At 49.1% G+C, this 12471-nt stretch carries 11 protein-coding genes; 8 read left to right on the top strand and 3 right to left on the bottom strand.

The annotated features are described in order from the left end of the window. Nucleotides 1–72 precede the first annotated feature (72 nt). From C9J03_RS21435 to C9J03_RS21420, 4 genes are all read left to right on the top strand, one after another. Entirely contained in the window at nt 73–1605 is a 1533-nt protein-coding gene (locus C9J03_RS21435) for a phospholipase D family protein (protein ID WP_044623235.1), read from the top strand. 65 nt (nt 1606–1670) lie between these two features. Next, complete coding sequence (locus C9J03_RS21430) at nt 1671–2102, top strand: ecotin family protein (protein ID WP_044623236.1); 432 nt, start codon at nt 1671–1673, stop codon at nt 2100–2102. A 260-nt stretch (nt 2103–2362) separates the two neighbouring features. Next, nucleotides 2363–3844 carry a pyridoxal phosphate-dependent decarboxylase family protein gene (locus C9J03_RS21425; RefSeq protein ID WP_044623237.1) on the top strand — a complete coding sequence of 494 codons (1482 nt, stop codon included), beginning with the start codon at nt 2363–2365 and terminating at the stop codon, nt 3842–3844. Nucleotides 3845–3892: 48 nt separating this feature from the next. Beyond that, on the top strand, nt 3893–5164 hold the full coding sequence (locus C9J03_RS21420; RefSeq protein ID WP_044623238.1) for a metal-dependent hydrolase family protein: 1272 nt from the start codon (nt 3893–3895) through the stop codon (nt 5162–5164). An 84-nt stretch (nt 5165–5248) separates the two neighbouring features. Here C9J03_RS21420 and C9J03_RS21415 read toward each other — a convergent pair whose 3' ends face one another. After that, nucleotides 5249–6196 carry a TerC family protein gene (locus C9J03_RS21415; protein WP_044623239.1) on the bottom strand — a complete coding sequence of 316 codons (948 nt, stop codon included), beginning with the start codon at nt 6194–6196 and terminating at the stop codon, nt 5249–5251. A gap of 404 nt (nt 6197–6600) precedes the next feature. On the opposite strand from C9J03_RS21415, the gene C9J03_RS21410 reads away from it, so the two are divergent. From C9J03_RS21410 to C9J03_RS21395, 4 genes are all read left to right on the top strand, one after another. Further along, the gene (locus C9J03_RS21410; protein WP_052829761.1) at nt 6601–8013 is read left to right on the top strand and encodes an FAD-dependent oxidoreductase; all 1413 of its coding nucleotides are present in this window, start codon (nt 6601–6603) and stop codon (nt 8011–8013) included. A gap of 157 nt (nt 8014–8170) precedes the next feature. Further along, nucleotides 8171–8641, top strand: a complete 471-nt coding sequence (locus tag C9J03_RS21405; protein WP_146149100.1) for a hypothetical protein — start codon at nt 8171–8173, stop codon at nt 8639–8641. Nucleotides 8642–8768: 127 nt separating this feature from the next. Then, nucleotides 8769–9014 (top strand): hypothetical protein, encoded by a 246-nt coding sequence (locus C9J03_RS21400; protein ID WP_146149099.1) that lies wholly within the window; start codon nt 8769–8771, stop codon nt 9012–9014. Nucleotides 9015–9082: 68 nt separating this feature from the next. Next, nucleotides 9083–9745: a DedA family protein gene (locus tag C9J03_RS21395; protein ID WP_044623242.1), complete on the top strand. Its 663-nt coding sequence runs from the start codon at nt 9083–9085 to the stop codon at nt 9743–9745. Nucleotides 9746–9848: 103 nt separating this feature from the next. Here C9J03_RS21395 and phnR read toward each other — a convergent pair whose 3' ends face one another. Beyond that, on the bottom strand, nt 9849–10553 hold the full coding sequence (gene phnR, locus C9J03_RS21390) for a phosphonate utilization transcriptional regulator PhnR (protein WP_044623243.1): 705 nt from the start codon (nt 10551–10553) through the stop codon (nt 9849–9851). A 183-nt stretch (nt 10554–10736) separates the two neighbouring features. Next, complete coding sequence (locus C9J03_RS21385) at nt 10737–12446, bottom strand: putative 2-aminoethylphosphonate ABC transporter permease subunit (protein ID WP_044624468.1); 1710 nt, start codon at nt 12444–12446, stop codon at nt 10737–10739. Nucleotides 12447–12471: the final 25 nt, after the last annotated feature.

Below are 12471 nucleotides of genomic sequence, written 5' to 3'. Positions count from 1 at the left end.
CAGGCTATTGCTTAAACCGTAGCTGAACGCGCCAGGACGGGTTATTCGAAGTAAAAATAGGAACGCTATTCAATGCCTCTGCTGCAACGCATTAGTACAACAATTTTCTTAGTCACTATTCTTAATGGATGTGCGTCACTTTCTGAAGAGGTAAAGCACCAGGTTGGGCCGCCGGTCTCGCGGTCGACCAGCACATTATCATCGCTGACTGATACCTATCGACCGCAAAGTCCTAAGCAAGGCTCGAGTGCCGTTGTGTTGCAAGAGTCCGGCTGGGATGCGCTGGCCCAGCGGCTAGCGCTAATCGAAACCGCTGAGCAAAGCATCGATATCCAGTATTACATTTGGAACTCAGATGCGTCGGGTAAATACCTGGCGACCAGGTTGATAGCCGCCGCGAACCGCGGGGTGAAAGTGCGTGTCATGCTTGATGATATCAACCTCAACGAGCGAGAAGATCTGCTGACAGCGCTCGATTCTCATCCTTTTATCGAAATACGCGTGTTTAACCCTATTCCCACCCGCCGTGGTGTTGCAAAGTGGCTCAATGTGTTGGGGGATTTCTCCCGCCTGAATCGCCGCATGCACAACAAGTCCTTCACCGTCGATGGGGCTATGTCGGTTGTCGGAGGGCGTAATATCGGTGATGAATATTTTGATCTTTCCGATGATATTAATTTCCGTGACCGTGATGTGTTGGTTATGGGGCCAGTGGTTAATGATATCCAAACTAGTTTTGTCGACTATTGGGATAGCCGTTGGTCTTATCCTGTCAGCATGCTGGGTGGGGAAGCAACAATTGAACTGGCGGATTTAGATAAAGTCTATGCGCCGCGCTATAAGCATTACCCGGTATTGCCTGAAGGAAAAGAGGTCGCTTATCGTTTTCTGCAAGAGTTAATGAGCGAGATGACTTGGGTCAACGCGCGTTATGTGGCCGACCAGCCTGTTCCGGATGATGTTGACAATACCGATGCACCCAAAAAGACAGCCAGAGTTTTGTCGGACTTAGCACTGCAGTCTGAGCAAGAAATCATCGTGGAATCGGCATATCTGGTTTTCGATGATCGCCAGTTGGCAGGTCTTGAGGATCTAACGAGTGAAGGTGTTGTCGTAAAGGCATTGACTAACTCTATGGTGTCGAACGATCTTATCACTAACCACTCTGGTTATGCGGGGCGGCGACAAGACATGCTCGAGAATGGCATGCAGCTGTTCGAATTGAAGCCGGACACTAAGTTGTGTGAGGAGTCGACAAGAGATGCTTCTAAGTGCGCACCGATAACACCATATGGCTTGCACTCAAAGTCCGTTGTTTTTGATCGGCAAGTGGCTGGTGTCGGCTCCTTTAACTTTAACTTGCGCTCAACCTATCTCAATACCGAATCTATTCTGGTGATAGACAATCAAAGCATCGCCGATTCGCTTGCTGTTGACATTGAGGCGGCAATGGAGGACGAGAACAGCTGGCGCCTGAATTTGGAAGAGGGCAATGTTCGCTGGTATTCCGGTTCAGAAAGCTGGGACAACGAGCCCGATACGGGGCAGTGGGAGCGCATTAAGTCTCGACTGTTACAGTTATTCCCAATAGAAAAGTACTTGTGAGTTGAACAGCGAGGGTTCAGGCTATGATGGTAAAACTAGACTCAGTAAAAATAATAGGAATAACAATGAAAAAGACACTTCTTACCGCAGCATTATTGTGTTCAGCCCCTCATGTTATGGCAAGCGGGAACGCTGACATGTTCCCTGAAATGCCGGGCTTCACCAAGCATGTGATCCAGCTTGATGAGGTTGATAACGAAAGCCAAACCCGCCGGGTTCAAATCATCGCTGACAGTGTTATGAAGGTAGATTGCAACATCAAAGCACTGCCGATGGACTTTGAGCGACGCTCGCTGGAAGGGTGGGGATACTCATACTATGTGATGAAAAAACAAACGAACTATGCCAGTACAATGATGGCTTGCGAGAAAGAAGCCGCTGATACCAACCTGCAGTTCCACAGTGATCTGCTGCGCTATAACTCAAAGCTTCCTTTGGTTATTTATGCCGAGGATGATGTTGACGTTGACTACTCTGTGTGGGCGCCAATGCAGTAATCCCCCTTATCCTCGAGACTTCCTGTCGACACCAATGCCTTTTGGGCATTGGTGTTTTTTTATATCTATACACTCACATTTCCAATAGATAGCTATCTCAATGGTTGGCACCGAACACGTTTTGTTAAACTCACCGATTTTTGACCCACGGGGGCTGCCGCCTGTGTCGATGGTTTTATTTTTTGGCGCGAATTGATAAAAAACTCTTACGGAGGAGAAGTAATTTAGTGGCATAGCCGAAAACGAAGAGGAGCTGTGCTATGTCTCACCAGTTTAATCAATACCGTCAATTACTTAACCAATCATTTGATCATGCAGTGGCCTACCTTGAGTCATTACCAGAGCGTCCGGTTGATAAGCATGTGACATCCGATGCATTGCGACAGGCTATTGGCGGTGAGCTACCACAAGCGCCAAGTTGTCCTGATACTGTTCTAAACCAGCTAGCTGTGAATGTGGAACAAGGTCTGATTGGCTCTGGTGGCCCAAGGTTCTTTGGCTATGCCATTGGCAGTGCTTTCCCTGTGTCTATGGCCGCGGATTGGCTGGTAAGTGCGTGGGATCAGAATGTGCCTTATTACGTTTCAAGCCCTTCGATGGCCATTGTCGAAGAAACCGCAGCGGAGTGGGTGCTGGAGCTGCTCGGCTTATCTGAACACGCAGGCCTTGGTTTTACTTCTGGTGCGCAGGAAGCAATCTATACTGCATTGATCACCGCACGTAATACCTTGTTGCAGCGCGCTGGCTGGGATGTCGCCAAGCAAGGTCTGTACGGTGCGCCACGTATTAATGTTGTCGTGAGTGATCAAATTCACTCTACCATTAAGCGTGCTCTGTCGATGATCGGCATTGGCCTTGAAGATATCCATACTATTCCGACTGACGATAACCTCCGGATCATTGAGGATCATATCCCAGAAGTCCTGTCTCGTTGCGAAGGGCCAACGCTTGTTTGTGCGCAAGCCGGATGTATTGACTCTGGTGCCTTCGACCCGTTTGATGCACTGGCTGATGCTGTTGAGAGTCATCCAAATGCATGGCTGCATGTGGACGGTGCTATTGGGCTGTGGGCGGCAGTAAGTGACAAGCAGAAATACCTGGTTAAGGGTATTGAGCGAGTAGACTCCATCGATACCGACGGTCACAAGTGGTTCAACATGCCTTATGACTGCGGTCTGGTCATTGTAAAGGATGCATCGGCGTTGGCCTGTGCCATGGGCGGCAGCAACATGGGGGACTACCTCAATGACGCGATGGCCAAACCGGATCGCAATGCGATCAACTTTGGTATTTCCGCTTCTCGTCGTGCCCGCGGGGTACCGGTGTATGCGGCAATTAAAGCACTGGGTAAATCAGGCATTGAACAACATCTTGATAATTGCTGTGAGCTTGCCCAGCGCATGGCCGATAAGTTACGTGCCGTCGAGGGGATCACCATTCTGAATGATGTGGTCTCTAACCGCTTCTCAGCCCAATTCGGAACGGGCAACGACGAACAGCGCAACCAGCTCACCGAGCGCGTGGTACACCGCTTGCAGCAGGAAGGTTTCTGTTATCCGTCCACATCTGGCTACAAAGGGCTGAAGACCATGTTGTTCTCGGTGCTGAGCTGCCATACCAACGAGCAGGATATTGACCTTTCGGCAGAGAAAATTATCGCTGCATTCGAGATCGAACGTGAGCCTGTCAATCAAGCTGGCCAGCCAAAACACGCTGAGGCTGTAGCGCAGGCTGAGTGCTGAATAGCACTTCTGAGTTGTGGTTTTTAATCGACTGTGATGGGAAAAGAAATGAAAGTATTAGTTAAAAATGCCGCCTTGTTTGATGGCGAAAACGAAGCGCTACGCCATGATTGTAGTTTGCTGGTGGAAGATGGGGTGATCACCAAGATTTACCAGTACGAGGCTGTGCTCGAAGATGTTGATCAAACCATAGATGCCGCAGGCTACACGGTGATCCCGGGCCTTATTGATGCCCATACCCATATCGCACTGTCTGATAGCTTCGACAAGATTGATCTGATGACGCAGGAAGAAGTGGCTGTCCGTTCGACAGTGATTGCCAAGGAGATGCTGGAGCGCGGTTTTACCTCGGTGCGTGATGTTGGCAGTAACTGTTATGGCCTTAAGCAAAGCATCGACAATGGTTTTGTGCCGGGGCCAAGGATTTACCCGAGTTATGCGGGGATCTCGCAAACTTGTGGTCATGCGGACTATCGCCAGAACCGTGCGCAGCGTTCAAACTTCAATCGCGGCATCGAAGATTCCAGCTTTATGCGCCAGGGGCATCTGATTCTGGCTGATGGTGTGCCAGAGTGCTTGAAGCGCACCCGTGATCAAATATTCAAAGGTGCATCGCAAATCAAGGTCTTCGGCGGGGGCGGCGCTTCGTCGTTGTTCGACCCACTGGATACGATCCAATACACCCGTGATGAACTGCGAGCCATCGTTGAAACCGTGACAAATTACGGGTCGTATGTCTGTAGTCATATCCATGCTCAGCCGGCAATGAAAATCGCGATTGAGGAAGGGGTGAAGTCGTTGGAGCACGCCACTTTTATGGATGATGAAGTCGCCAGCATGTGCCTTGACAATGATGTTTGGGTGGTACCGCAATATGCCACGGCTGAGCTGATTGCCAATCGCATGATCCCGCTAGGTAGTGAGATTTTGTATCAGAAAACTGAGCGTGTCGGCAAAGGTTTGTTAAAGCAGGCAGAGTTGGTAGATAAATACGGTTTGAAATGTGCCTTTGGTACAGATTTAGTCGGCACACCCGAAGTGCATGCCAAGCAGAACATGGAGTTCTCTGCGCGTAAGAAGTATTTCGGCTCGTTCAGAGGTATCAAGCAGGCTACGTCAGACACCGGTGAGTTGTTGAAAATGTCTGGGCTATTGGATCCTTATCCAGAAGCCAAGTTGGGTGTACTGTGTCCGGGGGCATTTGCCGATATGCTGTTTGTTAAAGGAAATCCGGTGGCAGACCTCGATATCCTGGCCAACCCCGATAACATCAAGGTGGTCATGAAAGGTGGTGCTGTCTTTAAAGATATTCGCGAGTAGAAATGCCTCTGATTATCTAGCATCTTGATGAAATAAGCCGCTCGAAATAGTTCGAGCGGCTTTATTTTTATGGAAGATAGTCAGTTATGACACTTTCAGCTCTCGGGTTTTCCAGAGCGAGCCGATAATTGCGGCACTGATGGTCAGTACGATCACACCTAAGGAAACCGGTGTCGGGATCGCATAACTGGTTTCCATCAACAGCATCTTGATACCGATGAAGCTCAGGATGAACGCCAGTGCCGGCCGCAGGTAGCAGAAGCGGGTCAGCATACCTTCCAGCACGAAATACAGCGAACGCAAGCCAAGCAGGGCAAAGACGTTGGCTGTCATGACCAGAAACGGCTCTTTGGTTACCGCGAAGATCGCCGGGATCGAGTCCAGAGCAAACATCACATCGGTCAATGCAATGACAGCAATGACAATCAACAGCGGAGTGGCAAGCCAACCCATGCTGTCTTTGACAAAGAACTGATGGCCACGATAATCATCGGTAACACGGAAGCATTTTTTCACTAAGCGTACTGGTAGCGACTGGGAAAAGTCCTCTTGCTCTTCTTCATCCTCACGCCATAACTTGTAGCCGGTATACAGCAAGAACGCTGCAAAGACATACAAGACCCAGTGGAATTGGGTGAGCAACTCAGCCCCCACGGCAATCATGATTGCACGCAGTATCAGTGCGCCCACCACGCCTAGCATCAGTACCCGCGGACGAATCGCTTCAGGCACGGCAAATTGGCTGAAAATCAATGCGAAGACAAACAGGTTGTCGACACTCAATGATTTTTCAAGCAAGTAGCCGGTAAGGAAAGCTGTCGCCGCTTCGCTATTGGTATAGCTACTCTCTGGTGCCATCAAAGGCCAGTATAAATAGATAACCACATTGAAAGCTAAAGCCAACATAACCCAGAAAACACTCCAGGTAGCGGCTTTTTTGATGGTGACTTTGCCACCGCGGGTTTGGTACAAGTCCAGCGCCAACATAAAGATGGTTAGAACAGCGAACCCTTCATAGCTCAAAAGGCTCATAATTTACTCCTTTCACGATCGAGCGCGCGAAAGGGACCGGATCAGGGGGAGACCAGACCTTTCGCGCATTAATGTAATGAGCTACCTCCAAATGCTAAATGGCATATGAAGCTACCCCTGCACGGATGTGCATGATTAATGGCGTTGGTCTCGTCAGGATGGTGTAGGGCTGGTACTACAAATCCACCCTCGGCTGCCGGAAGTTTGGGACTTCGAGATGACGACAGACGAACAGTTGGTGACTACTCCCCAAAGCAGGCGCATTCTAAGAGCAAATTTCATAATGCGCTAGTGGTAATTTACGTCAAAAATAATTTTTTTACACCTAGATTGTCATAATCCTTTCACAGGTGATCATTAATTTATCGCAATTGTTTTGGTCTATACCAAAGAGGTGGTGAATAATGCTCAAGGACAACGATAACTTCCAGCCATATTGGTTTGCTCATGCGATGGGAGTTGAAGTATCCGCTCAACCCAATGTGTTACAAAATGATATCCAAACCGATGTGTGTATCGTCGGTGGCGGGTATACCGGTCTGTGGACTGCCATTAATCTGAAGCAACAGCAGCCAGAGCTGGATGTTGTGGTCATTGATAAAGGGCTGTGTGGCAGTGGAGCCTCTGGCCGCAACGGCGGCTGCATGCTGACGTGGTCGACTAAATACCAGTCGATGAAAAAGCTCTACGGCGAAGAGAAGGCGGCAAAGCTAGTTGCGGCCTCTGAGCTGGCAATCTATGAAATCGAGGCCTTCTGTAAGGAGCACGGTATTGATGCCCAATTGCGTCGCCATGGAGCGTTATATACCGCGACCAACAGTGCCCAAGAAGGGGCAATGGCTGGCGTCTTGCAGGCATTGGAGCAGCAGGAAATTAACAGCTGGCAAGCGTGGGAAAAAGACAAGATCCAACTGGAGGCGGGATCTAGCGTGCATAGTGAAGGGTACTATTCTCCGGCGGCTGCCAGTGTCCAGCCGGCGATGTTGGCCCGTGGCTTGAAACGTGTTGCCGAACATATGGGGGTAAAGATCTTTGAGAATACCCCGATGGAAGATATCAATACCGAGATCCCAATTACCATTACCACCCCGCAAGCGGATATTTTTGCCAAGAAGGTGGTACTGGCACTCAATGCCTGGATGGTCGAGCAATTTCCTGAATTCAGGCGCAGCGTGGTATTAGTCTCTTCAGATATGGCAATCACTAAGCCCATCCCAGATAAACTGGCCGCGATGGGGTTAAAAGACGGTAAAACCATCGTGGATTCGCGTACCTTTGTTCATTACTACCGCACAACACCTGATGGCCGGCTGATGTTGGGTAAGGGCGGCAATTATTTCGCGTTTGCCAATCGTATCAGCAAGATATTTGATCAGCCAAGTCGTTATCAGCCGCTGCTGCGTAATGCATTCAATCGGTTTTTTCCCTCAATATCCGGGCAGCCATTTGCGGCTACTTGGACGGGGGCATCGGATCGCTCTGTAACCGGTATGCCGTTTTTCGGCCAGTTAAAACACAATAAGGACATTGTTTATGGCTTGGGCTACTCAGGCAATGGTGTTGCTCAAACTTGGATTGGCGGGAAAATTTTGTCGGCTATGGTACTGGAGCAGAAAAATAGCTGGACCGAGTGTGGCTTGGTATCCGGCCCGAAAGGGTATTTCCCACCTGAGCCTATTCGTTGGACAGGGGCGATGATGGTCCGCAATGCGATTCGTCGTAAAGAAGCGGCCGAAGATGCCGGACGAAAACCATCATGGCTGGATAAGCAATTGGCCAAGTTTGCCGATGCCGCCGGCAAAGCAGACAAAGGGTAATACGGCCGGCTGCTTTCTTACCAGATGGAAATATATCAAGAGCCTCAGGTCTATTTGTTTGCATATTACATAACTTGTAACACAACCTGCTATTTATCACTTTCCAGTTTGTTTGGACAGATTATAATGTTTTGAGTAATTAGTCTGGGTAGCTTGTATGTTGATTAGGCGTCTCTACACAATTTGTCTGCTGGCTTTATTGTGGTGTGTGAACATCGCGATGGCGCAGCCTATTGAGTCGTTTAATGACCCGATATTGAGCCCGGAAGTCACGACCGAATTGTCTTCCCACCTGCTGGGGGCTGAGAGAAAGTGGCCGGTTCAAACAACAGATTTAGCAACCATTACCCAAGATGACGATCGTTCTGTCTTCGATGAGGGGCATGAAGCATATATTTTCAACGCTTTAAGGCGGATCAAAAGCGTTGACCAGTATGCAGGGATGGGCATCAAACCCGTTTTTTCCCAGGTTTTTGAGTTTCATCCCCCTTCCTATCTACACCGTGCTTTGACGCCAACGGCTTTGCCTACCTTGCAATCGCATTGGGTTGGGCACATCCCTCATAACCACAATCGACTTTCCGGCTGGAAAGAGGGCAATTTGCTCTATAGCCATCGCTTTGGCTAACTTTCGTCTCCCCAAATCTTTTTAAGTTTACTGAGTGTAGCTGTAGCAGAACGACACTGATTGCTACGGCTTCCTGTACAGAAGTGGCGCTGGAATATCCGTGCCTCTGAAAATTAAGGGTATGACAATGGAGCGTACTTGGGTTTCTTTGCGAGTTAAAACTGCACTGTCTAATTGGCGGGGGATCACCCTGGTCGTAATTACGACTCTGCTCGTTTTTCTAAGTTGGCCAAGCTCACCAATTCACCATTCATCGCTGGTGGTAAATGAGTACATCGAACACAGAATGGTTGAGATGAAAATCAACCAGGAAGGGACTCTAGCTTCCCGAATGCTAGTGGATTTGATTTTTGGTAACGCTCGCCAAGGTTGAGCAGCGTTTGTCTGTTCATAGGCGGCAATAAGGCCGGGAATACCGGTAGTTACGTTTTGGAGTAGTATATGCAAGAGATGTTATTGGCTATATGGCATCATGATTTTGAAACCCTGCAGCAAGTGAGTTCATTGCAATGGTTCTTGTTGTTGCTGACGATAATCTTGCTATTGGAATCGAGTTTTGTATTTTTGCCTCTGCCTGGCGACGGGTTAGTACTGTTTGCCGGAGGTATGATTGGGCTTGGAATTTTAGATTTCCCTACGACTGTTGCTGCACTGTGTTTTGCGGCTACCTTTGGTGGGTTTATGGGCTACCTGCAGGGAAGGGTGTTACATCGGACCCGGTTTGTGGATTGGTTGGAGCGTATGCTACCTGATGATGCGTTGCCAAAAGCAAGACGGTTACTCAATAAATACGGCTTTCTCTCGTTGTTCATTTCTCGCTTTGTTCCTTTTGTCAGGGTGCTAACGCCCATGTTGATGGGGATCGCTAAGCTGAGCGCATGGCGAATGGTGGTGATCAGCGCCATGAGCTCTTTGATTTGGTGTCTGATTTTGCTATTGGCAGGCAAGTGGATCATGCTTAGCCCGATGTTGAGTGAATACCAGCAAATCCTAACCAAAGGGTTGGTGATGCTGAGCTTCACCCTGATGGTGTCGGCTATTGTTGGCTTGGTCTATCGCTATGCAAAGACTAAATTTGCTACCGAGCGTGTTTCAAAAGTGTAGCGTTCGCTGACCTTTATTGTGTTGTAATCGTTAAGCCTGAATACCACAGTACTCAGGCTTTTCTTATATACTGGCTGGTGTCCTAATAGGCGCAGTGTACCTCCTATTTTGACAGTTCGGCGACCGATTCGATGCAAATCGCATCGTGGCGCCAGTATTCCAAGTCACAGTCTATGACATTGTCATGCTGATCATAGTTAAGGCGTTCGACCAACATCGCAGGGCTACCTGCGGTTGCCCTCAGGTGTTGCGCGGTTTCACCCAGTAGGGATGTGGTACTGACACGATAACGGGTTTTCGAATAGATCACGCCATATTCTTCCCGGTACAGGGTAGTCAGTGACGAAGTAAAAGATTTTTCCAGTAAGTTCGGAAAGTATTTTGGCAAGATGAAGTTGGTGACCACCACCACCGGGCGTTCATCCAGAAAACGCAGGCGGTCGATTCGGTAGACTTCCGATAGGGGGGGCACTTTAAGTAATGACGCGGCTCGGCGGCTGGCCGGAATCAGCTTGGCATCGATCAGCTCGGTGCGAGCGAGTCGACCTTGCTCTTTCGCCATTTGCGGGAAGTTGGTGGTGTATGTCGGGTCATAGCTTAGCGGTGCGGGTGAGACGAACCAACCCCGGCGGTCTTCACGGTACAGTTTCCCTTCCGCTTCCAGCAGAGCCAGTGACTCACGCAAGGTGACCCTTGTCGTGTTGAATGATTCTGCGAGCTTACGCTCGGCAGGTAATTTGTTACCAGCTGCAAGAAGGCCTGCATCAATCTGTTCGTTGATGGCTTCCATGATTTTCAAATATTGCACAATTGACCCTATGTAAAATGCAAATTCGATTAATCCCTAAGTTGGGGGGAAGTTAATCGGATTGACATTATATCCTTATCATTACTTAAGCGCTTTATTAAAAGGTCACGGTAATAGACTATTACGGCTTCTATTACCGTGCGTGAAATGTGCCACATTGCGAAAAGTGAATGAGCGCTGCCTTTAACGGTTACGCCATGCCTGGGTGTAACGTTCGATAAGCTGAATAGTACCGACATGGGTAAGCTTAACCAGTGCCGCGGTGAGCAAAATCATTACCGCCATGGCTGCAGCGGGACCAGTCTGGCCAGCGTCGTCCATGTTCAACACCGAAACAGATGCTGGCATGGTGTCGGTGGCGTAAAGAAAAACAATTGCAGACGTCGTGGTCATGGCATTGACGAACATGTAAACCGCGATTTCGAACACCGCTGGTAAGCAAACAGGCAGGGTCACTTTGAAGAAGACCTTGTACTGCGGCATTTTGATTGAGGCAGAAATCGCTTCGACTTCTGCAGGCAACTGCTTGAGTGCTGTCAGTGCCGTCATGTGGCCGACGGTGTAGTAGTGAATCACGGTGTTGATCACCAGGATAGCCATCGTTCCGTACAATACCGACATTGGGTTTGCTTGGTTGTTGAAGAAGAAAATATACCCAAGGCCCAACACCATACCCGGTACGGCCATTGGAATGATGGCTATCATCTGCAGTAGGTTACGGATAGGTGCAAAGGCTCGGCCTTTTTCTACACAGTACGCACCAATGAAGATGACAATGGTACCGAACATTGCCACATTGCTGGCAAGCTGGATTGAGTTGAAGTAGGGTGCCCAGCCATAAGTGCTGAATTGGGCAAAGTTATAATTGTTCAGGCTTAGTGTCAGGTTCCAAGGCCAGAAGGTAACCAGCGAGCCGTAGAAAGCCATACCGATAACCGCCAAGATACACAGCGAGATCAAGCTACAGAATAAGAAACACAAACCATCGCGTAGCTTGTTTGGCTCAGGCGTGTATGCAACAGAGCGTGAGTCAAACAGCCCTTGTTGTTTCTTCTTCACCCTGCGGTCAACCGAAAATGCAAGGATGGCCGGAGCAAGCAGAATGACACTGGTCACCGCACCCATGGAGAAGTTCTGCTGCCCAACAACTTGCTTGAAGATATCTGTAGCCAACACGTTGTAGCTGCCGCCGATGACCTTAGGTACACCGAAGTCACAGACAACAAGGGTGAAAACCACGATCAGTGCACTGATCAAACCATATTTTGCCGCCGGTAGCGTGACAATGAAGAAGGTTTTGATTGACGAGGTGTTCAATGCCTTGGCAGCTTCGTAAAGCCGTGCATCGGATGTTTTCAGCGATGTAGTCAGGATCATTACCGCATGCGGGAAGGTCCAGAAGATCAAGCCGATCGCAATACCGATTGGGCCGTATACGGAGTTCCCCATCAGCAACTCTTTGGCAATACCTTGGTTACCGAACAGGTAAATGAGACTGATGGCCGGAAGAAGCGATGGTGCCAGGATTGGTGCGGCACCGAGCACATTGAACAGGCCTTTGAATGGCATGCAGCTTCGGGTTAGGGCATAGGCATAACCAAAGGCAAGGAAGCCAACAAAGACGGTGACGATCAGACCGATATTGATCGTGTTCTTCAGAGATTGCCACAGAGCCGGTGAAGAGAAGTAGTTGGCAAAGTTTTGCAGACCGACAAATTCACCTTGGTTGTTCATCACACTTTTTTGCAGCATGGCGAACATAGGGCCGAGGACAAAGATCCCCATGATGATCAACAACATCATAAGGATAACACCTAATGTGATGTTATCTCGGCTTAGCGAGTTCTTGAAAACAGTCAGGCGCTGCGACAGGCTTGATTGACGTGTTGCCATCGTACGTTCGTTAGTCGTCACATTC

The organism is Photobacterium gaetbulicola, assembly GCF_003025515.1.
Taxonomy (GTDB): Bacteria; Pseudomonadota; Gammaproteobacteria; order Enterobacterales; family Vibrionaceae; genus Photobacterium; species Photobacterium gaetbulicola.
Note: the sequence above shows the minus strand (reverse complement) of the source record. Positions and strands in the feature narration are given on the sequence as shown.